Origin of the sequence: Acinetobacter sp. NIPH 284, from assembly GCF_000369425.1 — a bacterium.
Classification (GTDB): Bacteria; Pseudomonadota; Gammaproteobacteria; order Pseudomonadales; family Moraxellaceae; genus Acinetobacter.
Window position 1 is genome coordinate 610,989 of the sequence record NZ_KB850011.1, and the last position, 26,202, is coordinate 637,190.

The window sequence follows — 26,202 nt, forward strand, 5'->3', positions numbered from 1 at the left end:
TCTCGTTTTCCCCATTTCCAGTTGGTTCTATCCAAAGTTAATTGGACTTTATCGAATGAAAATATATTGAAAATTAACTGAGAAATTTGACGATAATCGAAGTACTGATCTGCAAAGAAGCGTTGTATACGTCGATAAAATGATTGTGGTAAGCACTTGATGGGTAAGGCTTTAGATGCAGAAGAAAGATTACATGTCTGTTTTACAATTAATGCAAGCATAATCAGTGTAAAACATTTTACACGTGACTTGTTCCACTTTAGATATTTGTTTAAGATGAGATGTAACTCATTGAAATGTGTCATCATATTCGTCGTCAGAAAACAAGTATTATGCCATTATTTCAATGAGTTGTCTTTTTTTGTCGTGTACAAAGATTATTGTTACTTTTTCGCTAAAGCTTTCTCTATATCAGCTTCTAAAGCTTCAGGTTTAGTGGTTGGTGCATATCGCCCCAAAACTTCACCATTACGACCAACCAAGAACTTTGTGAAGTTCCATTTGATATTTTGACTACCCAAAATACCTTTTGCCTCACGTGTCAAAAATCTAAAAATAACGTGTGCTTCCGGCCCTTTCACATCAACCTTTGCAAACATTGGAAAAGTTACACCATAGTTCCTTTGACAAAAATTCCCAATTTCCTTATTTGTCCCTGGATCTTGCCCTCCAAATTGATTGCAAGGAAACCCTAAAATTTCTAATCCTTGAGTTTTATATTTTTCGTAAAGCTTCTCGAGTCCTGCAAATTGCGGAGTGAAACCGCATTTACTTGCGGTGTTCACAATCAGCATGACCTTGCCTTTATAATCAGCGAGCGCCTTTGTTTCTCCCTCTAACAATTCAGCTTCAAACTGATAAATGTTACTCATGGATAGGTTTCCTCGTCATTCTTTTCTTCTGTTTTAAGTTGTAATGATGCCGAATTCACGCAATAACGCAGTCCTGTCGGCTGTGGACCATCCTCAAACACATGACCCAAATGTGCATCGCAATCATGGCAGACGATTTCCGTTCTGACCATACCATGCGATAAATCTTCATGTTCTTCTATTGCAACAGCATCAATTGGTCTATAAAAACTTGGCCATCCACAACCGCTATCGTATTTCGTTTCAGATGAAAAGAGTTCTGCACCACAACATCGACAGACATAAATACCATGCTGTTTGTTATTCCAATATTGCCCTGTAAATGCTGGTTCTGTGCCTTTCTGACGAGTAATACGATATTCTTCTGGTGATAGTTCTCTTTGCCATTCCCGCTCTGTTTTATTGACTTTTCCCATAACCTACACCTTTTATTCTGATGTTAAAAATATCTCGATGATCAGGTTTTATATTTACGCCATTCATAACAAAAACTCTAGTCTCATAACGTACAATTTAGTGAAATTTAAGCATTAATTTTTTAATAGCAAAAAGAAAGCAATTTTAAATTTAAAGGTAAGCAAATTTTAACAAAACTATCTTTCTCGTAAGCAAAGATAGTGTTATTCTTGTTTGGCACGGTTGTATAGGACAAAAAATGTCTCAGAAAAAAAGTGTGGTTTTTCAAAAACTCTTACCAACAATCAAACAATATCAACAATCAGGTTTTACCTATGAGAAAATTGTTGAATTACTTAGAGATCAACATGATCTAGATTTGGTAAGTGTCGAAACCTTTAAAAGTTATTTATACCGATATGCAAAAGTGAATCCAGCTATGTCTAAAAATACTGTTACATCCCACTCTGCTCAATCAAATCGTGAAATTAAGAAATCATCGAAACTTGAGCATGTTTGCTACGACATTCGTGGACCAGTATTACGCGCCGCCAATGAAATGGAGGAGCAAGGACACAAAATCATTAAGCTCAATATCGGCAACCCTGCACCTTTTGGTTTTGAAGCTCCACAAGAAATTATCAATGATGTTGCATTAAACCTACCGAATGCGATTGGTTATACAGACTCCAAAGGGATTTTCCCTGCGCGTAAAGCCATTTGCCAGTATTATCAGCAAAAAGGCGTTTTTGATATGCACGTTAATGATGTGTATGTCGGAAATGGCGTGTCTGAACTGATTGTGATGGCGATGCAAGGCTTATTAAACGATGGCGATGAAATGCTCGTTCCTATGCCTGACTATCCATTATGGACAGCAGCAGTTAATCTGTCTGGTGGTAAAGCTGTTCATTATAAATGTGATGAAGAAAACTATTGGTATCCTGATCTTGCGGATATGGAAAGCAAAATCACAGCAAATACGCGTGGTATTGTCATTATCAATCCAAACAACCCAACAGGTTCTGTTTACCCACGTCATGTATTGCAGCAAATTGTTGCTTTAGCTAAAAAGCATGACTTAATTTTGTTTGCAGATGAAATCTACGACAAAATCGTTTATGACGGCATTGAGCATGTTGCTGTTGCAGCTTTGGCTGGCAATCAACTTTGCATTTCATTTAATGGTTTATCAAAAGCCTATCGTATTGCTGGTTATCGTGCAGGTTGGATGGCGATCACAGGTGATAAATCACGTGCTGCAGACTATATTGAAGGTTTAGACATGCTTGCTTCAATGCGTTTGTGTGCGAATCATCAAGCACAATACGCAATTCAAACTGCACTCGGTGGCTATCAGTCTATCAATGATTTAATTCGTCCAGGCGGTCGTCTGTATGAACAACGTAATATTGCATGGGAAATGTTAAATGAGATTCCTGGCGTAAGCTGTGTTAAGCCTGACGGAGCAATGTACTGTTTCCCAAAACTAGACCCTGAGATCTATCCGATTGAAGACGATGAGAAATTGATGTTGGATTTATTAAAGGCTGAAAAAGTTTTGTTGGTTCAAGGTACAGGTTTTAATTGGCCAAGCCCAGATCATTTCCGAGTAGTGTTCTTACCTGCTGAAAATGAGCTACGTGAAGCAATTAATCGTTTAAGCCGTTTCTTGGCGAAAATGCGTTAAGCAAAATTGGCAATAAAAAGGAAGCAAATCGCTTCCTTTTTTTAAGATGAATAAGTTGAGTATTCAAAATAAACATGCGAAAAATTCTTTTAGAAAATTAGGCTTAGCTTGTTTATAGATGAAATTAAAACAGACGTACACATGGTTACTTTTTTATGGCAACTTCAATGACCTAATTCAGTTTGTGCAAGATCTAATCCCGCATCAGCAGATTTGGTCATCCATTCCAAGCCTTTTTAGTATTAATGCTAACACCGTCATCACCATAGAGGTATATAATACTGAGCGTATAATTGCCCTTTTTGTGCCGCCTGTGTATACCACTTTAACGCTGTGGGATTATCTTCTTCAGCCCCTTCGCAATAATCATACATATACCCTACAGAAAAAAGTGCATCAGCATTTCCCTTTGCAGCCGCCTTTTTGAACCACTCTAATGCTTTACCAAAATCTTGATCGACATCATTTCCATAATAATAAGCATCTCCAAGATTATTTTGGGCAATCACATCACCGCTTTTTGCTTGTTGAACGAGTTCTTGGCTAAAAGATACATCCTCAGCTTGAGCTAAAGAAATTGCGCTCATACTTAATAATATTGAAAATACGATATTCTTTAATTTCATTCTTGAACCCGCTTTGGTACATTTTTATGCAGATACATTCTAGCGGTCAAACAACTTAAGTAAATGTATATTTATATTTCCATATAAATCAAAAGTTAATTTTTATTAATTTATAAAAAGCACAGAACAAATAGACAGTTTGCCAAAATATTAAGCATGCCATTTTCGGTTTGCATGCTAAACTATGCGTTGCTTTGAAAAAGGATAGTCCTTCTATGCGGTTTGTTCATCTCGGTATCCATACAGAATTTTCGATTACGGAATCGATTGTTCGCATACCTGATTTGGTCAAAGCTGCCGTTAAAGATGACATGCCTGCGCTTGCATTAACAGACTTATCCAACTTGCACGCTGCGGTGAAATTTTATGAAGCTTGTTTAAAAAAAGGCATTAAACCTGTTTTAGGCAGTGTCATTCGACTGAATGACGCAGAGCACCGCGCAACCTTATTAGCTATGAGCAGTAAAGGTTGGCGAAATCTAACCGAAATCGTATCTCGGGGCTTTATTGAAGGACAACAACTTAGTATCCCATGCGTACAAAAAGAATGGATACTTGAACAATCAGAAGATTTAATTGTATTGCTTGGACAGCATAGTGATGTTGGCAAAATGCTTTGTTCATCCAATCCACAAAAAGCAGAACCTTTGTTAGAAGCATGGATTGAAAAGTTTGGTAATCGTGTTTATTTAGCTTTAACACGTACTGAACGTGTTGGTGAAGAAGATTTTATTCAACAAGCCGTTAAACTCGCTGCTAAATATCAAATTGGTGTCGTTGCACATAATGATGTTCACTTTGTTGAACAAGATGATTTTGAAGCACATGAAGCACGTGTGTGTATTGCCGATGGTTATGTCCTTGGTGACGATAAACGTCCTAAGAATTATAGCTCTGAACAGTATTTTAAAACTGGTGAGCAAATGTCTGAGCTGTTCTCAGACATTCCAAGCGCGATTGAAAACACTTATCAAATTGCAAAACGCTGTAATGTTGCCTTACAGCTCGGTACTTATTTCTTACCTGATTTCCCGATCCCAGATGGTTATACCATCGACACCTATTTCGAACATTTATCTCGTACAGGTTTAGAGGAACGCTTAAATCACCTTTACCCTATTGCTGAACGTGATGAAGATTGGGCTGAAATTCGTAAACCTTATGATGATCGTATCAAGTACGAAGTTGATATTATTTTAAAAATGGGTTTTCCGGGTTACTTCCTGATCGTCATGGACTTTATTCAATGGGCCAAAAATAATGGTGTGCCTGTAGGTCCTGGCCGTGGTTCGGGTGCTGGTTCATTAGTTGCCTACAGTTTAAAAATTACTGACCTTGATCCATTACGTTATGATTTGCTTTTCGAACGTTTCTTAAACCCTGAACGTGTCTCAATGCCCGATTTTGACGTCGATTTCTGTATTGCAGGTCGTGACCGAGTGATCGAATATGTCGCACAAAACTACGGTCGTGAAGCCGTTTCACAGATTGCGACTTTTGGTACGATGGCTGCAAAAGGCGCAATCCGAGATGTTGCACGTGTCTTAGGTAAGTCTTATGGTCTGGCTGACCGTATTTCCAAAATGATTCCGACCAAGCCGCTTGGCGTTGATCTAGTCACTGCGATTGACATGGAACCACAGCTCAAAGACATCGTGACCAACCCATCAAACCCTGATAATGACGATGCTGCTGAAATTTGGGAAATGGCACTTAAGCTCGAAGGCATTACACGAAACACAGGGAAACACGCAGGTGGTGTAGTCATTGCACCCGGAAAAATTACCGATTATTCAGCGGTACTGTGTGAAGCAGATGGAACAAGTCGTGTTGCGCAATACGATAAAGATGATGTTGAAGCTGCAGGTCTGGTTAAATTTGACTTCTTAGGTTTGCGTAACCTCACAGTTATTGAAGATGCCGTTCAAAATATTAATAAAAGAATCAAATCTGAAATTCCTCTCGAAATTGCAAATGTTCCATTAGATGACAAGGATGCTTATTTAGTCTTTGCGAACGCCAATACAACTGCGGTGTTCCAGTTTGAATCCGTCGGCATGAAAAAAATGCTCAAGGAAGCAAGACCGAGTAAATTTGAAGAAATTATTGCCTTCGTTTCTTTATACCGCCCCGGTCCAATGGATCTAATTCCAGACTTTATCCATCGTATGCATGGTGGTGAGTTCGAATATCTACATCCATTGCTAGAAAGCGTACTTGAACCTACCTACGGGATTATGGTTTACCAAGAACAGGTGATGCAGGCAGCACAGTTCTGCGCAGGCTATACACTTGGTGGTGCAGATTTACTTCGCCGTGCCATGGGTAAAAAGAAACCTGAAGAAATGGTTAAACAGCGCCAAATCTTTATTGAAGGTGCTGCAAAAAAAGAGATTGATGAAGCGACAGCAAACCATATCTTCGACTATATGGAAAAGTTCGCAGGTTATGGATTTAACAAATCACATGCTGCAGCCTATGCCCTTGTTGCCTATCACACTGCATGGTTAAAAGCACATTATCCTTCAGAATTTATGGCGGCGGTTTTATCATCAGAAATGCAGAATACTGACAGTATCGTATTTTTAATTGATGACTGCCGTAATAATAAATTAGAAGTGCTACCGCCTTCCGTAAATATGTCTTTGTATCATTTCCATGCCAGTGATGAGAAAACTATTGTTTATGGTCTCGGTGCAATTAAAGGTGTCGGCGAACAAGCGATGCAATCGGTCATCGACTCACGCATCAATGAAGGTCCATACAAGGATTTATTTGATTTCTGTCATCGAATCGACCTGAAAAAAATCAATAAACGTACCTTAGAAGCCTTAATTCGTGCAGGTGCATTGGATTGTTTAGGCATTGAACGCTCAAGCTTAATGGCTCAATTGCCTGAAGCTGTTCAAGCGGCTGAACAAGCACGAAGTAACCGTGAGACGGGTATCATGGATTTATTTGGTGAAGTTGAAGAAGTTCAACGCAAACCTGCTAAACCTGTGAAACCGTGGTCAGACGAAGTTCGCCTTAAAGGTGAAAAAGATACGCTTGGATTGTATCTCACTGGTCATCCGATTGATGTCTATCGTCCAGAATTAAAATCGTTTATTCCAGCAAAATTAAATGAACTAACACCTACTCGTCGTGGTGTCACGACCGTCTTTGCTGGTTTAGTCGTTGATATTGCCAACTTCCCGAACCGTATCATGATTACACTAGATGATGGTACTGCTCGTGTGGAAATCAGCTGTAATCATGAGCGTTTTCAACGTTATAAAGAAATCGTTCGTCTAGAACAAGTCATTGTTATCGAAGGCGAAATCTACGAACGTGAAGGCTTTGATCGCCCAATGGCGCGTTTAAGTAAAGCGTTTAATTTAAATGAAATCCGCCAAAAGCGAGCCCAAAGTATTCAAATTCGTCTCCCTCAAGATTTAATGACCAAATCTTTAGCCAAAGATTTACAGGCAATTTTATTACCTTATTGCAATGTCGATATGTGTCAGCATATTGCTTTACAAATCCAACTTGAACAAAGCTTTGCGACAGCAGAGTTGCATCTAGGTCCGCAATGGAAAGTCGCACCTTTAGATGAATTGCTAGGCAAGCTACGTGATTATTTTGGTAAGGACGCGATTTTTATTGAATATCAAGTGAAGTCAAAAGCTGCAAAAGTAGCAGAAGCGCCTAAAGTAACGACAGTTGCACCACCACCTGAAAACATGTCTATGGATGAAGCGCTTGATCTGTATCAAGCTGAAATCTCTCAATACTCTTAATTTTGGATGATATATGAATCTGTTTGACTCAAATAACGTGTCCAAACACTTGGATCATGTGCGTATTGTGATGGTCAATACCACCCTACCAGCCAATATTGGTAGTGCCTTACGCGCAATGAAAACGATGGGTTTATCTCAACTCGTTTTAGTTGCGCCTAAAACCTATCCACACCCAGATATTGATGCTTTAGCCGCAGGTGCACAGGATTTAATTGAAAAAATTGAGATCGTTGATACTTTAGAACAAGCTATTCAAGACTGTCATCTCGTGTTTGGAACCAGCGCACGTAGTCGTACCATTCCATGGCCGTTACTGGACGTACGTCCTGCTGCAAAAGAAGCGTTACAAGCTGCAACTCAACAACAAAATATCGCTATTGTTTTTGGTCGTGAAGACCGTGGTCTCACCAATGAAGAACTTGCTTTAGCCAATTATCACTTAACCATCCCAGTTAATCCTGAGTATGGTGTTTTAAATGTCGCACAAGCGATTCAAGTCATTTGTTATGAGTTGAGAATGGCTGCACTCGAACAAAATACGCAACAAATGACTGTTGTTCCAGATGATCACATGCAACTTAAACAACAACAGAGCATGGAATGGGATGAGCCATTAGTAACACAAAAACAAATGGAAGAATTCTATCCTCATCTAGAAAAAATGCTGACTGAAATCGAATTTTTAGATCCAAATAATCCTCGTTTACTTCCATTACGCTTGCGTCGACTGTTCGGAAGGATACAATTAGATCGTATGGAATATCATTTATTGCGCGGAATCTTCAGCCGCGTACAGGCTTTAGCCAAAGGCTCATGGAAACAAACCAATTCGGAGGATCATGCCCAATGATTAAACAGCTTAAAGAAGATATCGAGGCTGTATTTGCACGTGATCCTGCTGCTCGAAATACACTCGAAGTTCTAACCACCTATCCGGGTATTCATGCTTTGATCATGCATCGTATGGCACATGAGCTTTGGAAAAAAGAGTACAAAGGTACAGCACGTTTACTTTCTTCATTTAGCCGCTTTGCCACAGGAATTGAAATCCATCCTGGCGCAAAAATTGGTAAACGCTTTTTTATCGATCATGGTATGGGTGTGGTGATTGGTGAAACAGCTGAAATTGGTGATGATGTCACGCTTTATCATGGAGTAACGCTTGGCGGCACAACATGGAATAAAGGCAAGCGCCACCCCACGCTTGAAGATGGTGTGGTGGTGGGTGCAGGTGCTAAAATCCTCGGTCCCTTTACCGTCCATAAAGGTGCAAAAGTTGGCTCAAATGCAGTCATCACCAAAGAAGTTCCTGAGGGCGTAACCGCCGTTGGCAACCCTGCACGATACATTTTCAAGGATAAAACCCAGATTGAGCAGGATGAAGCACGCCGCCGTGATTATGCTGAAAGCATCGGTTTCCAACCTTATGCCACCACTCAGGATCAGTCAGACCCAATTTTAGAAGGTATTCGTGTTTTACTGGATCGGATGCAGCAAAATGAAAAGCGCATGAATACCCTTTGCCAGCGCCTCTCGCTACTAGACCCAACATTTAACGGTCAAAAACAGAAGACCCAGCCATTTAGTAAAGAAGAACTTAAAATTATTGAAGAAGTTAGACGTGAATGTGAAGCTCAGAGCAAAACTTCTTCGAACTAATCCAATTTATAAAAAATGTAACAAGCTTCTCGTTGCAAGTTGGTTTTGCTTTTCCTAGACTGGTAAAACCAACGATCGACCTAGTTAATTCACTAAAATTAATGGATGTAAAGCATGAATTTTAAGCCTTTGGCACTTCTTGTACTTTCAACTTCTTTTTTAACAGCTTGTGGTACTACGCCAGTAAAAAAAGAAAAAGCTGCTGAACCTTTTGTATTCAAAGAACCTGATCCAACTCCCCCATTTTACGCTTTAAATCCAGTTAAATATGATGCTCCACCAAGCTTTGAAGTTGCAATTAAATATGCATCGGCTCAACCTGTAACAAAAATGGTTGTTTCACTTCAAGGTGACCCATCAAAATCAACCACCCTTGAGGTGAATAAATTAATCGTCCCTACGATTGATCAGAAGCAACGTAATATGAAATATGCGGTGCTTGCTGGCGATAATGAAGTAGATGTCACTGAAATTGATGATTTTCTTCAATTGGTTGAAGGTAAAGCGCGTCACTACCCACCACGTTTTACTGAACGCCAAGAACGTAAAGGTTATGAGGCAAAACTTCGTGAAATTACGCAGAAACTTGATGCTTTAGCAGAAAAGCCGAATGCTTCTCTGGATGTACTTACTCGTGCATTTAAAGCAAGCGTTATGGCACGTAATATGGACTTAGGTACAGCCTATACAACCAAATCACTCAACTACGCACAGCGTATTCTTGCGATTAGCCCAAATGACCCTGAAACTAATTTCTGGTTTGGTTTTGGTCTATCTGAAGGTGGCGGTCAACGTGAAGCGATTCCATATCTAGATAAAGCGATTAAAGGCGGTGTACAAGAAGCCTATCTTTCTGCCGCAAATAACTATTTATGGTTAGAGCAAAAGAAAAATGCGATTCAAACACTCAAAAATTATAAAATTAATTATCCTGATGAAGCCGAAGTTGCAGATCAACTTATCAAAGAAGTTGAATCTGGAAAACGTTGGAATGTTTGGCAAGTCCTAAATTAAAGATTTGTGATTTTGTAAAAATAGACTGTTCAGAACAGTCTATTTTTTTAAGTTGATTGAAAAAACATCTTTTTTTCGTATTATAGCTAGAATCTTCCAGCTAAATTTGCTCCTTGATAATGCAAGCATCTAATTCAAACAAATATCTATTTGCCTTTACGCTGTTATCAACTATTGCTTTAAATGGCTGTCAGGTCGTTAGCCTCAAGCAACAAGCGGTTGATGTCACCCTAGCCAATGAACGTAATAGTATAGTAACTCAGAAAAAGTTAAGTGAAGCAAGCCTGAATGTCTTATCGATGTCAGGTAAAGAAGCAAAAATTTGTATGCAATCTCCGAATGAATGCATTGCAGATCTACACAAAATTCCTCAGATTCAAGACGAACAATTATTGTCGACAGCCAGTGAACTATATCTTGCTAAAGCCATGTCACTGTCGGACTCATCAGAATGTAAAATCAGTAAATTGTCTAAACACAAACCTGCTGATGAACAAAAGCTCATTCAGCAAAATTATGAACGTTGTTTAGATCAGCAGCTTGAAGCTTTGGATAAAAGTATTCGTTATAGTTATGCCTATTTATTCAAAACATCACGTCAGCCACAAGAACGACTTTTTGATAACCGCCAAGTACAAATTCGAGATTTCTACAATCAGGCACTTACTCAATTGGTGAATGGTCATCGTTTAAGGAATCCATCGACCAATCTTACCCCAACGATTAAAATTGGAAAAAGTACTTATACAATTGATATTCAAGCATATCAACGCCTACAAAATATGAAACTGGAAAAATTCATTTCCAGTTATAACATGAATTTTTCTGGATTAAGGGCGATTAACCGCCGTGATGGTTTCGGTTCTGATTTTGTCGCAGTTTTTCCATCGACCGACTCATCATCACAAGAAAATAAATATATTCTTAATCCTTTAACGCATGATTATCCTAAAGGGATAAATCCGAATATTCATAAAGCACGTTATTTAGCAGCAACAATTATTGCTCAACCTAAAAAATCGAATGCAACGATAGAAGATGTTTTAACAAACCCGAATTTTGAAATTAAGGTTTATGATCCTTATAGCGTTGAGAAAGTAGAGATTGCAGGTAAACCATATTCATTAGCAGCAAATTTTTCTGCACCCTATGGTTTATGGCTAGCAGAAAACAATTTAGGTGCGGCTGCATATTTGACCTTAATTGACCGCGATCAGCATTTGGCAATGCCGCATATATACATGCTGGAACCCTATAACCCGAATAAGAAAATCATTGTATTAGTACATGGTCTAGCAAGTAGCCCTGAAGCATGGATTGCGGTAACTAATGACATTATGGGTGATGCAATATTAAGAGAACATTATCAAGTTTGGCAAATTTTTTACTCTACCAATATGCCAATTTTGGAAAGCCGTTTTCAAATTTATGCTTTATTAAAACAAGCATTTGGTTCACTTAATCCCAAAGATGCAGCAGCCCAAGATGCAGTTTTAATTGGGCATAGCATGGGTGGAATTATTAGTCGACTTTTAGTGAGTGATGCAGATATTTCTAAACAAGCTTTAGAATTGATGAATAATCGCCAACAAACACGTCTAAGAAAACACCCTGTCATTGGTGAAAGACTCAAAATGAAACCAATTGAAAATTTTGATCGAGCTATTTTTCTCGCAGCACCACACCGAGGTACAGATTATGCAGACCGATGGTTTACTTTAGCAGCAAGAAAAATTATTAAAATTCCTGCAACTTTCTTAACGACCCTTGCAGATACGCTGACCAGTTATGATGTTGATTTAAAAGACTTTGTCAAAACACTAACGAATGATGTCATTCAAAATGGACCAAGTGATCTAAGTAAAAAATCTAAATTTATGGAACTGACAGCTAGTATCCCACCCGAAAAAGGCTTAGTTTTTCATTCTATTATGGGCAATATTACTAAAAGTGATGATCCAAATGTCATTACAGATGGGATTGTTCCTTATAAGAGTGCACATTTAGATGGTGCTGTTTCCGAGAAGATCTTCACGGGTGGTCACTCTATTCAAGAAACGCCCGAAGCTGTGTTAGAACTTCGTCGCATCTTACGCCAACATTTAGTTGATCATGGTTTATATAAACCGAAGAATTAAGCATAATAAAAAAGCCCCAAACAATTGGGGCTTTTTTAATCAAATCATTTACACATCAGAGCGAATCATATAATCAAAAGCGGATAGAGACGCTTTGGCACCTTCACCTGTCGCGATGATGATTTGCTTGTAAGGCACGGTGGTACAGTCACCCGCAGCAAATACACCTTTGACATTGGTTTCATTACGATCATTGATCACAATCTCACCACGATTGCTGAGTTCAACCGCACTGTTCTTCAAGAAATCTGTGTTTGGTAATAAACCAATCTGCACAAAGATTCCTGCAAGCTCAACTGTATGTTCAACATCAGTCGCGCGATCTTTGTATTTCAACGCCGTCACTTGAGCACCATCTCCGACCACTTCAGTACTGAGCGCATTCAAAATCACAGTGGTATTCGGCAAGCTGTTTAATTTGTCTTGCAACACTTGATCTGCACGAAGCTTGGTATCAAACTCAACCAACGTCACATGCTCCACAATTCCTGCAAGGTCAATCGCTGCTTCTACACCAGAGTTACCACCACCAATCACCGCAACACGTTTGCCTTTGAATAATGGGCCATCACAGTGTGGGCAGTACGCTACACCACGGGTACGGTATTCTGCTTCACCCGGTACATTCATTTCTCTCCAACGTGCGCCTGTTGAAAGAATAATGGTTTTCGATTCAAGCTTAGCCCCATTTTCCAATTCAACTTCAACCAGACCATTGGCTGTCTGATCTGCACCTGTGATCTTGCTGACACGTTGTAAATTCATGATATCCACACCGTACTCACGTACATGGGCTTCCATATCTTGAGCAAACTTTGGACCTACAGTTTTTTGAACCGTGGTGAAGTTTTCAATGTCCATAGTATCCATGACCTGACCACCAAAGCGTTCAGCCACGATACCTGTTTTGATCCCTTTACGTGCTGCATAGATCGCTGCTGTACCACCTGCAGGACCACCACCAATCACCAATACATCAAAAGCATCTTTGGCATTGAGTGCTGCGGCATCTTTTTCAGCTGAGTTGGTATCTAGCTTCGCCACGATTTCTTCCAAAGTCATACGACCTTGTCCAATATGTTCATTGTCTTGAAACACCATCGGTACAGCTAAGATTTTGCGTTCTTCAACTTCTTCTTGGAAGAAACCACCATCAATCATGGTCGCAGTTGCATCTGGGTTATAGATCGCAATTAAGTTCAAAGCCTGAACCACATCTGGACAGTTGTGACAACTCAAAGATACAAACACATCAAAGTTTGATTTTAAGTTCAAACCTTTAATCTGATTTAACACCTCATCAGATACCTTCGGTGCATAACCTGAAACTTGTAACAATGCCAAGATCAAAGAGGTGAACTCATGTCCCATTGGTAGACCAGCAAAGAACACGCGAGGTTGTTCACCTGCTTTAGCCACACCGAAACTAGGACGGCGAGCGTTTGAACCATCAAAACGCGCCGTAACTTGATCAGAAAGTTCAGCAATTTCGGTCACGAGTTCTTTGATTTTTGCAGCCTTATCGGATTCATCTAAAGCAGCCACTAACTCGATTGGACTTTCTAAACGTTCTAAGTAAGCTTTTAATTGAGTTTTAATATTTTGATCTAACATGTATTTCTCCAAATTCTAAGCAGTTCAAATCAGCTAAATTCATTCAATGAAGCTATAGTATGCAAAACTAATAAATAGGTAAAACAGTATGTTTTTATAAATTTAATCGGATAAACCGAATTAAGATTTAAGAGACATCAAGCTTTTGATTAATGCGCATATGACGATTTTTCAATTGCTTAGCGAGTACATACAAAATGGTGCTTAAAGCAACAACCAACATAATCAAGCCCCATAAAATTACATTCACAATCTGAGAAATACGTTCGGCTTGTTGTGCACGCAGATCTAAGGGCTGAGTAATTGAGGTGATACTCTTACCGTAGAGCTGCTGCTGCATAACCCATAACTGTTCAGGCTTAAAATCATATTGTTTAAACTGAATCGGGTTATTCTTCTCAGCGACAATCAATTGATTCACATAGACATTGGCAGTTTTACGATCGACAGGCTGATGCAATAAAGCCACTTGTGCCAACACATAGGCTTTTTCAGTCGATGAAATGTTGGCCTGCTGTAAATCTTGAGCAATTTGACTTTCAACAATATTATTTTGATAACTCATCCATTGTTGATACGCCTGTTTGGTTTCATCTTTCCAATCGTATTGAATGTAGCTCAGACTGGACCAAAGCAAAATAAAGGCAATAATCCAAGCTAGAATACGCTGTGTCCATGCTTGGAAACGTTGTTGAAAAAACTTAAATTTCTTCATCCAACTGAGCAATAAAAATGCCCCAATAAACGAAACCAAAATTTTTAGAAACAACCAACCAAACCATGATAATAAATTAAAAAAATAATCGACTGGTTGTTTAAATGGCACCAATTCTTGAACATGATAAGGCAAATCTAATGCCTGAACATGCGTGGAAAGATCAAAGAACCGATAGATAAATTCTTTTTGCAAAAATAACGATGCAACTGTAATAACGACCAATGTACAGGCTAAAACGAACCAGATCATTAAATGACGTTGACGTTTTTTTAATGCATCTAAACGTTGGTCAATCGGTTGTACACTAAAATCGTTTATGGGTGACAATGATTTTTCCTTCAAAAATTAACAATATCAAGATTTAGGTGGCTGGCTATGCTCAAGCACTAAATGATTTAAGTTCTCTTGCAAAGCACGTAAACGTGTTGTCGCTTCCGCACGCTTTTGCATCCCTTCTTTCTGGATCTGAATCACATCATTTACTGTTTTAATGAGGGTGTTTTGTACATGTTCAAGTGTTTCTACATCAATCACTGAACGTTGATTCGCTTTCGCAGTATCGACTGAGTTTTGATGCAATAATTCAGCATTACGGCGTAATAATTCATTCGTTGTGTCATCAATCGCTTTTGCTAACTGGACACTATTCTTTTGCTCTTGTAATGAAATCGCCAGACTAATCTGATTTTTCCATGCAGGTAGCGTAATGTTCTTAATGGCATAGAACTTATCTACCAACATTAAATTATTCGACTGGATGATCCGAATCATCGGCAAAGTCTGCATTGCAGATTGTTGCAAAACCTGCAAATCACTGACTCTTTTCTCAAGATTATTCGCCAAATGATTAAGATCATAAATCTGTTGCATCGTTTGTTGATCCTGCTCTTTTGATGTGAGCATTGAGATCTGTTGCTGAATATCCTGCTGTTTTAATTGTCCTGCAGCAATATAAACACCAAGCTGTTTATATTCATCCTGTACCGCATCAAACATTTTATCTAAGGTTCCAACCCGAGCTTTCAACCCCGATTGAGAACTTTCAATTTCTTTGACCAATACATCAATCTGCTCTTTAGTGGTATTAAAATGCTGATCAAAATTTTGTTTAGCATTTTTAAACTTACTCAGTAAACCGCCAAAAAACCCAGAGCTTTTTGATTTATTCAAAATACTTGAAGTATTCAATTGCTGTGCGACTTGCACGACCTCATTAAGTTTTTGTCCAGTCGTATCCAAATCTTTATTCTGAACCAGATTTAACAGTTCATCGGTATAAGTTGAAGTTTTACTGGCAATATTTTTGCCATATTCAGCTACCACTGTGGTACTGATATCTGCCAATTCTTTATGTGCATCCATTACTTCTGCAAGATCATGTGGTTGCAATCCTAAATCTTTTAAATTCAACTGTTCAAAACGTTGCTCAGGCTTTACTTCAAGCTCATGAGATAATTTGCTAAGTTCTGAATCTGACATCTTTTGTCCCTCTTATTTCTGTAATGATTTTTTCAAATTTTTAATTAAATCTTCTCGACTTTTATCAAGCTGATCAAGTGTATTTGTTGAAGTCGATGCTGTACTTTGTTTAACGTGATATTGCCATGCAGGAATCAAAACCTGTTGTGCTTCTTTAAATCGATCTAGCAAGCCAAAAGATAACTCTTGTGATAACTGCATTTGTTTCATCGCAATATCATTACTCGTTTGTAAGGTGTGTAAGGTGTTTATTTTTTTTGAGAGCCGTTCAACAAAATGGTCAAGCTTTTGCTGTTGAGTAAATTGAGGATATTCTCTTAAAAATTCATCAGCGGCGCGGATATAAGCGGCCATCTGTTCTCTCAAACCTAAAGCTTGCTGTAGTCGTGATTGCGATTTTTGGATTTCGATCTGTAAGCGCTGACTTAAATGATTTGCTTCATTGATTAAACGCTCAAGATCTTTGACAAACTTTACTTGACCAGCATCGTATTCAACATCTATACCTAACCATTTTTGCAACGCGTTAAAACGACGACCACCTAAATGTTTTTTGGAAATTGAAAGTTGCTGAATAATCTGGGTAATCACTTCACTCAATTGCTGATTCAATCTAGGGTCAACACCATTCAGTAATACACTTTGAGCTTGAACTAAATGATCGGCATAATGATTCAAACGATGTGGATCATTGAGTAGAGGAAGTAAATCATTACGTTTAATCGCTAAAATATGTTCTTGATTTGATTCAATTTGCGATAAAGGTATGAAGTCGAACGATTGCGTCATATTAGCCGAGTATAGTAAGAACAAATAAATTTGAACATAATTAGTTTTAGCATGTTCTTACTCTTTCGCATACTTAAATGTTGTTATGTTTTTTAAAATTTAACATTTTGGAATGAATAAAAAACCTCTTAATTACAATGAATAAAGAGGTTTTCAGAATTGTAAACGATGCTTTATTCATCATTCAGAGCGTATTCAAAACTATTTGGATTTTGCTTACAACGCACTTTTTTCAGAAAGTTCATCATTTTAGGATCATAAATACCTGCTTTGGTTAAAGAAATACGAGCTTCGTGCATCATTTTCATATAATTAAGCTGTTCTTCGGGGGGTGGGGGAATGTTCATTCAATATTTTTCAGGAATTTCTTTTTCATATTTTGCGATGATATTAAAAGTACCCTCAAGTTGACCCGCTACCCATTCACGAGACTTTTGCCCAAATCCTTCAGGAAACTTATCCTTTCGAATAATAAAATTTGCTGAAATTTGTGTTAATGGAAATTTTACGATTCCACCTTTATCCCAAAACCTTTATAGAGTTCAAAGGGTTCATAAGCAACAATCATTGATAGGCAAGTATTGCTGTTTTTAAGTCTATTCATGCACCAATTGCATCCAATGATGCTACATATTTATTGAATTGGCGACCACGCAAACCACTAATAATCGCACCATCACATTGTCTAAGTTTCAAATCTTAGGAATTTCCATTCAATTACTCTCTAAACAAGACCGTTTTAAACAATTCTAATTAATCAAATAATTACTGAGCTATTCGCGGTGGAAGCGCATATGTTCCAATCACATGCGCAACTGGTTCTTCATCATCCAAAGAATATAACCACACTTCACCTGTAACTAATGTTTTACCAACTTTGATTAATTTACACTCAGCTTTAATATCTTGATTTCCATTCGGTTTACGAAAAAAATTAATGGTCATGTTGGTTGTAACAGCCATAGCAATTAGACCTAAATGTCCCATAATCGCAACATAAAGCGCGAAATCAGCCACCAACATCAAGGTTGGACCTGATACAGTTTGACCTGGACGTAAATCGTTCTGATCGATTTTATAAAGTAACTGTGCCCCTTTAGGGCTAATCTCTTCAATACTAGTTTTTTCGAGTGCTTGAGGAAATTCCTGTGCCAAAAAACGAGTAATTTCATGCTTACTAAGTGCCATAACAATACATCCCAAATGACTTAGATTATTTTTAAATTATGACTAAAACTATAAACAAACATTTAATCAGCTTGATCTGAAAGTTCATTTAAGACTTGCCAGTAACTAGGAGGCTCAGGAACATGCCCACGCTCTAATAACATCTGGTGCATTTTAGGTAACTTAAAATATGGAACTGTTGCCATTAAGTGATGTTCTTTATGGAAATTGACATGGATAGGTGCAACTAAAGCACGAGCAATATAACCTGCTTTTGTAGACCGTGTATTGGTTAATGCACTATTACTGGTTGGCATACCTGCATGTTCTGCCATCGAACGAACACGTAAAAATAATGGAAATGGTGTTAAATATGCCAATATCCAAAGCGCATACAATTTAGGATGACCGGCTGCCCATAATATTGAAAACAAAGCAGCATTTGTTGCTATTGCACCACCACTATTTTTTAGAAATGCTTTTGGATAGTCGACCCAATGGCGTCCCTCTTGAGAAATCCAACGACGGTCGTTAGATACCGTCCACTCCATTTTCTCAACATCCATAAGCACTCGTCCAAGTGCGAATTTTAATCCTGTTATTCCAGAAACATCACGGAAAAACTTACGCATTAACGATTTCTTCGAAGTTGGAAAACCCTCTACCAAAGACAGATCAGGATCCTCTACGGTAGAAGTTTTACTGTGATGGCGTAAATGATGGGCACGATATTTCTTTAAATCATTCCAGATTGGGCGAGCACAAAGCCAATCAGTGGCAATATCATTCAGCCATTTGGTTTTAAACAAGCTTTGGTGTGAAGCATCGTGCATAATGATTGCAAGCGCAAGTTGACGACCCGCTAATATTACCAATGCAGCTATACACATCAGTAATTTGCCCCAGACAGGTAAATACTCCCATGTACTGGCAACCGCAGCGAAGGTTCCACCAATGACTGCCCAAGTTGATAAAACAGCCCAACTACCGTGTAAATCTGACTTTGTTGTCAATTCTGTGATTTCTTCTCTGGTGAACAAATCACTTATTGATGTACGTGTATTCATATCCCTACCCTACAATTTTTTATTTTCATAGATACATAAATATAATTTTTATTTTAGATTAAGTAATATTTCTGTCAATACATTAAAATTAATTTTTTAGTAATATTTATACTAAACTAATTTCATAGAATCGTTGCCACAATTCCAGTCCAGTCTGATCCAATTGCTGAACACTTAACGCAAATTGATCACGTAAATGAACATCAACAAAATCCTCAGGCAATAATGGATCATTCATCAGCAAAGAAATGGTCTGCCGACCAAGCAATAGCGATTCTTTAGCAGCAATATCTAAACTTAATTGCTCAACTGTCTCCAACCACTTTTGAATCATTTGACTATATTTTTTATAGTTTTGGTTAAGTGTTTGAGTGGGCCAAAGCTTCGGAATTTTATTTAATGTTGTGGTGTCGAAATGATTAATTTGGCAAATTTTGGCGCTTTTTTCTAAGCCAGAAGCTTGTAATCCCAAAAATACCTCTTTAAAAGAAATGGCTAAATTATCAGGGCGAATATAAATACCTTGTTCTAACTCTTTAAAACCGAAGTGCTTTAATGCGCGTTCTCGGCGGTTTAAAGCTGTACGATCAACCCGCCCTAATTCACCCGTAAAGACAGCTAAGTATTGGTGATCCCATTGTTTTGTTTGTTTAATTCCGTTTTTACGGTTCAACATTACATCGGCCCATTCGTGTGATTTAGCCGTAAATTGATATATACCCCGCTCAATCGCTTCAATCACCCCATCACTAGATAATCGGGTTACTGCGACACGAATACTATTTTCGCTAATCTCAAAAAGCTTCGCTGCGATAATAATTTGTTTAATCGAGATCTCACGACCTTGTAGCCCTAACAGTAAATCAATGATTAAATCTCGGGCATTCATTTTAGCTATTGTCATCTTACAATCGAACCAGTTCTAAACATGAAAAAAGAAATAAAGAATAAGAATTTTAACTTAGAATCTCTCCCTTTTAGTAATTTTTCTAAAAGGGAGATTTTATTTTTATAGAAAAACAAATAATAAAATTATACCCAGTACAATCCGATACCAAGCAAATACACGTAAAGTGTGGCGTTCAACAAATTTAACTAATGCGCTCACCACCAATAATGCCGAAATAAAAGCAGCAACAAAACCAACCCCGATATTCAACATATTATCTTGTGTCAATACATCCGCATTACGAATAAGATCAAAAGTTGCAGCCCCCAACATCGTTGGCATCGCAAGAAAGAAAGAAAATTCTGTTGCCGCTTTACGAGACAAGCCTGAGAACATTCCTCCAACAATGGTAGCACCAGAACGAGAAGTCCCTGGAATCATCGCAACACATTGTGCACAACCGACTAAAAAAGCTTGCTTGTAAGTAATTTTTGTCGCTTCAGTTGTTTTATGATCAAAATTCTTGGATTCAACCCAGAAAATAATCAGACCACCAACAATCAGTGCAATTGCGACCACAAGTGGACTAAATAGGACGCTTTTAATAAAATCGACTGCAAAAATACCAATCACGACAGCAGGAAAAAAAGCAATTAAAACGCTAAAAGCAAAATGACGCGCTTCTGAATCACCACTAAAAAAACCTTTAACCAAATCAAAAATCTTTTGTCGGTATAACCAACAGACAGCCAAAATTGCACCAAGCTGAATGACAACTTCAAATACACGCCCATCGTCAGAATGGAAGTCGATCATGTGACCAAATAAAATTAAATGACCCGTACTTGAAATCGGTAAAAACTCGGTCAAACCCTCAATAAACCCTAAAAATAAAGCCTTTAAAATTTCAATATGCTGCATAACTTACTCAAAAAATGGTAATTCAAGATTAAAATAAAAGGCAAGCTTACCTTGAAATTAAATCATTTTATGTGATTGTCACGTAACGTTTTAAGCTTGATCTTTTTAGCTCTAATACGAGTTTATTATTAAATAATCATCAAACTATTTTTCTTTTGCATTTGTTCAACAACTTCACGTGTATCGAATCCTAAACGCCAATAAAGCAACTCTAAAACATCTAATTCATCTTGCGTGATGATACGATCGCTCCATAAACATCGCTCTGCAATTGCTAAAATATTGAGGCGATCACGTAATAATAAGCCTGAAACATCATTTAAAATTTCTGCTAAATCAAGTGGTTCATCAGAAATATCTGCATAAATCTGCATTTCTTCAGGTGCTAAAATCTGCTGAAGAATTCGCTCACGCACCTCAAGCTGATTTGGACTATTAATTTGTTGTACATGCAATAAAGCATCAATTAAATGCACAATTTGTGCTTTCACATCTTCAAATGATGTTGGTAAATGTGCAGGCATAAGATTAAGTTCACGCTTTACTCTCTCCAACAATAAAGCATCAAGCAAACCCACTTCACCGTCTTCTTGAATAATACAAGCCAATTTAGTCAAAAATTGACGAGCAATACTTGTCGGCATGTGTCCAATATTCTTACAGGCATCATGGAAGATTTGAACATGAATACGACCATCTAAATTCAATAAAGAATCTACGATTGCATGACTTACAGCGGCTTCTTGAGGAATGAATTCACGATATTGACGAATCATCAAAATCGCAACCATCACTTCCCTTGAACCTGTCGCCGTTTGCATCGCTCTTTGTATCAATTCTGGGCGCTTTTTATTCTTCCGCATTTCAGAATTTAAAGGCTTAATTGCATCATTTAAGGCAAAACTGATCGGTGATAAACGTAATAAAGGTAAAGGCTGTGGAGAACTCCAAGGTAATGTCATATCTGTCATTTCTTCTTCCAAAGAACGAAACAGACTAAACAAAGGACGATTACGTAGCTTTTTTAAATTTTCTAATTGCAAATCCTGTAGCAAAGTAGGATTTAGTTCATAAATTCGATCTTTGATACTTGGATGAATATTCATCCAACTTTGCGGACTAAGAGAATTTGCGAAACACATATGTGAAATCGATTCTGAATACGCACTATGAATTTGCGACCCTGAATGGTGGACATAGATACGTAACAAGGTTTGAATATTGGCATTATTATTCATCAAACGCATAGTTTTCAGGTCATTACGAAAGGTTCGCCCACTTAAGGTCAAATATTTAATTAAACGCGTTATTAAGATGCCTAAACTACCAATCAGCCAAATCACTCCACCAATCGCAACAAAAATAGTTTCGAATTTGTTTCGATAAGAGGTTGCATAAGGATTGTAGCCTGCTTGAGCTAATTTACTCCCCCATTGACTAAAGGTGGTTAAACCACTGTATAAGATTTTTAATTTGGTATTTTCGACTGCTTCGCCTGATAAAATCTGGTTGAATTCATAACTTAATAAGCCATATAGCTCTAGCTCATCCAAATTTTGTAAAGCACCCCACGTTAAAATAATGACAATATCTTGAGATTTGAAGCCTGCTGTTAAAGCATTGACCCCCACTTCATCAGGAAGTACATAAACAGCGGGTGTATCTATTTTAAAACTTTGGGCAACCTGCTCTACGACTTTTAATGCGGTACTTTCTTCAGGCGTGCTTTCATCAAAAACAAGACGTCGTGCTTTTAATTGTTTTGCCAGTGAATGACCGCCCTCACGCAAAACATACAGCTCAGCACCAACCGACCAAATCATCACAAAGAATAAAAGAAAGATGAAATATGGACTAAGAACATGCCACCAAATGGGTTGAGTGTAGTCAAAGAAATGAACGACCAACCCCAAAATCAAATTGAGAATAAAAACTGTCGACAACATAGCGAGCAAGCAAAAACTTACCGACCATGCAATATTTTTATTTTCAATTAAATAATGGCTCATTTCTTTCAATGTAAATTTTCCCGATTACATTGTTGATCTTAGAGGCTTCGAAACCTTAAATATCATAAAATAAAAAAGCGGGAATTTCCCGCTTTTCTATAGATTTAAATGCTTACTCTTCTCTAATACCTGTTAAATCAACAGAAGAAGCATCGATATTTACATCAATATAACCATCTGCTTTCTTTTTTGCTGAATCATTACGTTTCTGCTCGAGATTAATCAGATAGTCATTATCAATCCCACCAGCCACATAGACTCCATCAAAAACAGAGCAATCAAACTCTCTCAGATCAGGCACTTTACTGGTACGAACCGCATTTTTCAAATCTTCAAGATCCTGAAAAATCAAACGGTCTGCACCAATAATTTCACGAATTTCTTCAACTGTACGATCTGAAGCAATTAATTCAGATTTTGCTGGCATATCGATACCATACACGTTTGGATATTTCACCATAGGTGCAGCCGAAGCAAAGAATACTTTCTTCGCGCCAGAATCACGTGCCATTTGAATAATCTCATTACACGTTGTACCACGTACAATCGAATCATCCACTAACAGTACATTTTTATCTTTAAATTCAAGCTCAACTGGGTTTAGCTTTTGACGAACTGATTTTTTGCGCTGCTGTTGACCTGGCATAATGAAGGTACGTCCGATGTAACGGTTTTTCATAAAACCTTCACGGAATTTCACGCCCAAAATATTAGCCAATTCTAATGCTGAAGTACGACTGGTATCTGGAATTGGAATGACCACATCAATATCGTGCTCTTCACCCCATTCCTTCAAAATTTTATACGCCAGCTTTTCACCCATTTTTAAACGAGCTTTATAAACTGAGATGCCATCAATTGTTGCATCTGGGCGAGCAAAGTACACATATTCAAAAATACATGGACGATATTCTGGATTTACTGCACATTGTTTGGTAAACAATTCACCATTTGAATTAATGAAAATTGCCTCACCTGGTGCAATATCACGCTCAACTTTAAAACCTAGCGCTGTAATCGCAACGGATTCAGAGGCAATGATATATTCAGTGCCTTGTTCAGTTTCACGAGAACCGTAAACTAAAGGACGAATCCCGTTTGGATCGCGGAAACCAACAAGCCCATGACCTGTGATCATCGCAACAACACCATAAGCACCTTTACAACGCTCATGAACACGAGATACGGTGTGGAAGATATTTTCTGGCGTTGGGTTGAGTGTACCGATCTTCTGTAACTCATGTGCAAATACGTTGAGTAAGACTTCAGAATCAGAATCAGTATTCATGTGACGTAAATCTGTTTTAAACAGATCATCATGAATTTCTGCGGCGTTGGTCAAGTTACCATTGTGTGCAAGGGTAATACCATATGGAGAGTTTACATAAAACGGCTGTGCTTCAGCACTACTTGACGAACCTGCTGTTGGATAACGAACATGTCCTATCCCATAGTTACCAAGCAAAGCACGCATGTGACGGGTATGGAATACATCACGCACCATACCATTATCTTTGCGGAGGAATAAACGCCCTTGATGGCAAGTTACAATCCCTGCTGCATCTTGTCCTCGATGTTGTAACATCGTCAAGGCATCAAATAACATTTGGTTTACTGGCGATTTACCGGCAATCCCAACAACTCCACACATAGCAACCTCGCGACAAGCTAGGAACGGGGTTTAACCCCAATTAATAAAAAGGATTTTTCGTTGAATGATCAGAACGTTGATCTACTGAAGCACGTTCTGACTCCTCCATTTCAGTCGAAGGGCGATGTAATAACGCACCTTCAGATGTCATTTGATATATCGCTTCATTTGCAGCATCTTTTGATATTTCAGTCGCTAATGGCGCGTATGGCAATAAGATCTGTACAAATTTTGATTGTTTCCAATGTGGTGAACTATTCACCCAAGGACCGACACCCTGCATCGCAATCAAGACAATTAATAAACCTTTTAGTGAACCAAATGCACCGCCTGCTAGACGATTTAATGGGCCCAATTTTAAACTTTTCAAGAGCCCATTCAGGAATGCGGTAATCACCCACGTGCAAATCACGATGACTAATACAATAAAAGCAAAAGCAGCAATTTTTTGCACAACTGGGTCTTGGCTTAGACTGCTCATCGCAGGTGCCCAAATGACCGCGTATTTAGCCCCAATGACCAATGCGAATATCCACCCGATCAAGTTCGCAAAGGCTTTAATAAATCCTTGACGCAAACCGTTCAGCCCTCCAATGAGCAAGATGATCAGGATGATGATATCAAGTGTGTTCATGTCACACAGTCATCGCGTTAACACAATCTTTTACTAGTGTTGGGCCTGTATAAATAAGGCCACTGTATACTTGAACGAGACTCGCGCCCGCCTCTTGTTTTTCTACGGCCTGCTCACCTGAAACAATTCCCCCGACACCAATTAAAGGAATTTTTCGATCTAAAACATCGGCGAACTGACGTAAACATTCGGTGCTTTTTTCAAAAACGGGTGCGCCCGACAAACCACCTGCCTCATTACCATTTGGCAAATTTTCAACGCCTTCTCGCCCTAATGTTGTATTGGTAACAATTAAGCCATCAATCTTAAATTTCAATAATTGTTTAGCGATAAATGTAATATCTTCAGGCGTTAAATCTGGCGCTACTTTGAGTACTAAAGGAACATAATGATTATTTTCTTTAGCAAGTTCTAGTTGACGTTGTTTCAAAGTTTGTAATAGCTCTGTAAGTGCATCACCACTTTGTAAACTACGTAAATTCTTTGTATTCGGTGAGGAAATATTAACTGTAATATATGATGCGTAATTATAAACTTTTTCTAAACAAATCAAATAATCAGAAACCGCATCTTCAACGGCAGTATCTGCATTTTTACCAATGTTAATTCCTAAAACGCCTTTAAACTTAGCAGCTTTAACATTTTCAATCAGTTGATCAACACCGTCATTATTGAATCCCATGCGATTGATGATTGCTTTCGCTTCTGGAATACGAAATAAACGTGGTTGAGGATTACCTGCTTGTGGACGTGGTGTAATAGTACCAATTTCAATAAAACCGAAACCCAAAGCAGCTAGAGCATCAATGTGCGCACCATTTTTATCTAAACCAGCAGCAAGACCAACAGGGTTTGGAAACTCGATACCCATACAGCTCACTGGTTTATGTGCAGTTTTCTGATGCATCAATCCAAATTTATGCGCTGTATCGAGCATAGAAAGTGTGAGTTCATGTGCACGCTCTGGTGCCAAAGTAAACAACAAAGGGCGAGCCAATGAATATAACATACCAATCACAGTCTACTGATTTTTCAAGTAGCCGTATTATAGGCATAGGCTCAACAAAACACCATGCTTGACATAGGC

At 38.2% G+C, this 26,202-nt stretch carries 20 protein-coding genes and 3 pseudogenes; 6 read left to right on the forward strand and 17 right to left on the reverse strand.

All coding sequences use genetic code 11. From position 1 onward, the window contains the following. From F908_RS15595 to msrB, 3 genes and pseudogenes are all read right to left on the reverse strand, one after another. Positions 1 to 305: pseudogene (locus F908_RS15595) on the reverse strand (IS4 family transposase); the annotation flags it as partial. 78 nt (positions 306 to 383) lie between these two features. Next, on the reverse strand, positions 384 to 872 hold the full coding sequence (locus F908_RS08895; RefSeq protein ID WP_005160634.1) for a glutathione peroxidase: 489 nt from the start codon (positions 870 to 872) through the stop codon (positions 384 to 386). Then, the gene (msrB, locus tag F908_RS08900) at positions 869 to 1,288 is read right to left on the reverse strand and encodes a peptide-methionine (R)-S-oxide reductase MsrB (RefSeq protein ID WP_005160636.1); all 420 of its coding nucleotides are present in this window, start codon (positions 1,286 to 1,288) and stop codon (positions 869 to 871) included. Before msrB ends, F908_RS08895 begins: the two co-directional genes overlap by 4 nt. Positions 1,289 to 1,527: 239 nt before the next feature. Between msrB and F908_RS08905 the strand changes: the two genes are divergently transcribed. Further along, positions 1,528 to 2,958: a pyridoxal phosphate-dependent aminotransferase gene (locus F908_RS08905; protein ID WP_005160640.1), complete on the forward strand. Its 1,431-nt coding sequence runs from the start codon at positions 1,528 to 1,530 to the stop codon at positions 2,956 to 2,958. Positions 2,959 to 3,125: 167 nt separating this feature from the next. On the opposite strand, the pseudogene F908_RS08910 reads toward F908_RS08905, so the two are convergent. Further along, a pseudogene (locus tag F908_RS08910) lies at positions 3,126 to 3,584 on the reverse strand (tetratricopeptide repeat protein); the annotation flags it as partial. 215 nt (positions 3,585 to 3,799) lie between these two features. Between F908_RS08910 and dnaE the strand changes: the two are divergent. From dnaE to F908_RS08935, 5 genes are all read left to right on the forward strand, one after another. Further along, positions 3,800 to 7,363: a DNA polymerase III subunit alpha gene (dnaE, locus tag F908_RS08915; RefSeq protein ID WP_005160642.1), complete on the forward strand. Its 3,564-nt coding sequence runs from the start codon at positions 3,800 to 3,802 to the stop codon at positions 7,361 to 7,363. Positions 7,364 to 7,376: 13 nt separating this feature from the next. Continuing rightward, a complete protein-coding gene (locus F908_RS08920) occupies positions 7,377 to 8,216 on the forward strand; it encodes an RNA methyltransferase (protein WP_005160643.1) in 840 nt (279 codons plus the stop codon). Then, positions 8,135 to 9,025 carry a serine O-acetyltransferase gene (gene cysE, locus F908_RS08925; RefSeq protein ID WP_081399869.1) on the forward strand — a complete coding sequence of 297 codons (891 nt, stop codon included), beginning with the start codon at positions 8,135 to 8,137 and terminating at the stop codon, positions 9,023 to 9,025. Before F908_RS08920 ends, cysE begins: the two co-directional genes overlap by 82 nt. A gap of 114 nt (positions 9,026 to 9,139) precedes the next feature. Next, entirely contained in the window at positions 9,140 to 10,039 is a 900-nt protein-coding gene (locus F908_RS08930) for an ABUW_2363 family tetratricopeptide repeat lipoprotein (protein ID WP_005160647.1), read from the forward strand. A gap of 119 nt (positions 10,040 to 10,158) precedes the next feature. Next, a complete protein-coding gene (locus F908_RS08935) occupies positions 10,159 to 12,177 on the forward strand; it encodes an esterase/lipase family protein (RefSeq protein ID WP_005160649.1) in 2,019 nt (672 codons plus the stop codon). A 48-nt stretch (positions 12,178 to 12,225) separates the two neighbouring features. Here F908_RS08935 and ahpF read toward each other — a convergent pair whose 3' ends face one another. From ahpF to F908_RS09000, 13 genes and pseudogenes are all read right to left on the reverse strand, one after another. Next, positions 12,226 to 13,791, reverse strand: a complete 1,566-nt coding sequence (gene ahpF, locus F908_RS08940) for an alkyl hydroperoxide reductase subunit F (RefSeq protein WP_005160651.1) — start codon at positions 13,789 to 13,791, stop codon at positions 12,226 to 12,228. 127 nt (positions 13,792 to 13,918) lie between these two features. After that, positions 13,919 to 14,836 (reverse strand): hypothetical protein, encoded by a 918-nt coding sequence (locus F908_RS08945; RefSeq protein ID WP_005160653.1) that lies wholly within the window; start codon positions 14,834 to 14,836, stop codon positions 13,919 to 13,921. Positions 14,837 to 14,863: 27 nt separating this feature from the next. Next, positions 14,864 to 15,988 carry a toxic anion resistance protein gene (locus tag F908_RS08950; protein WP_005160655.1) on the reverse strand — a complete coding sequence of 375 codons (1,125 nt, stop codon included), beginning with the start codon at positions 15,986 to 15,988 and terminating at the stop codon, positions 14,864 to 14,866. 12 nt (positions 15,989 to 16,000) lie between these two features. Then, positions 16,001 to 16,777: a hypothetical protein gene (locus tag F908_RS08955; RefSeq protein WP_005160657.1), complete on the reverse strand. Its 777-nt coding sequence runs from the start codon at positions 16,775 to 16,777 to the stop codon at positions 16,001 to 16,003. Between the two features lie 173 nt (positions 16,778 to 16,950). Then, positions 16,951 to 17,476: pseudogene (locus F908_RS15600) on the reverse strand (putative solute-binding protein); the annotation flags it as partial. Positions 17,477 to 17,542: 66 nt separating this feature from the next. Next, positions 17,543 to 17,965: a PaaI family thioesterase gene (locus F908_RS08965; RefSeq protein WP_005160661.1), complete on the reverse strand. Its 423-nt coding sequence runs from the start codon at positions 17,963 to 17,965 to the stop codon at positions 17,543 to 17,545. A gap of 62 nt (positions 17,966 to 18,027) precedes the next feature. Further along, a complete protein-coding gene (locus F908_RS08970; protein WP_005160663.1) occupies positions 18,028 to 19,011 on the reverse strand; it encodes a fatty acid desaturase family protein in 984 nt (327 codons plus the stop codon). A gap of 106 nt (positions 19,012 to 19,117) precedes the next feature. Continuing rightward, positions 19,118 to 19,915 carry a PaaX family transcriptional regulator C-terminal domain-containing protein gene (locus F908_RS08975; protein WP_005160665.1) on the reverse strand — a complete coding sequence of 266 codons (798 nt, stop codon included), beginning with the start codon at positions 19,913 to 19,915 and terminating at the stop codon, positions 19,118 to 19,120. A 105-nt stretch (positions 19,916 to 20,020) separates the two neighbouring features. Beyond that, complete coding sequence (locus F908_RS08980; RefSeq protein ID WP_005160682.1) at positions 20,021 to 20,821, reverse strand: undecaprenyl-diphosphate phosphatase; 801 nt, start codon at positions 20,819 to 20,821, stop codon at positions 20,021 to 20,023. A 128-nt stretch (positions 20,822 to 20,949) separates the two neighbouring features. Continuing rightward, the gene (locus tag F908_RS08985; protein ID WP_171063562.1) at positions 20,950 to 22,839 is read right to left on the reverse strand and encodes a M48 family metalloprotease; all 1,890 of its coding nucleotides are present in this window, start codon (positions 22,837 to 22,839) and stop codon (positions 20,950 to 20,952) included. Positions 22,840 to 22,942: 103 nt separating this feature from the next. After that, on the reverse strand, positions 22,943 to 24,481 hold the full coding sequence (gene purF / locus F908_RS08990) for an amidophosphoribosyltransferase (RefSeq protein WP_005160688.1): 1,539 nt from the start codon (positions 24,479 to 24,481) through the stop codon (positions 22,943 to 22,945). Positions 24,482 to 24,521: 40 nt separating this feature from the next. Beyond that, complete coding sequence (locus F908_RS08995; RefSeq protein WP_005160691.1) at positions 24,522 to 25,115, reverse strand: CvpA family protein; 594 nt, start codon at positions 25,113 to 25,115, stop codon at positions 24,522 to 24,524. A 1-nt stretch (position 25,116) separates the two neighbouring features. Continuing rightward, positions 25,117 to 26,124 (reverse strand): quinone-dependent dihydroorotate dehydrogenase, encoded by a 1,008-nt coding sequence (locus F908_RS09000; RefSeq protein WP_005160703.1) that lies wholly within the window; start codon positions 26,122 to 26,124, stop codon positions 25,117 to 25,119. Positions 26,125 to 26,202 lie beyond the last annotated feature (78 nt).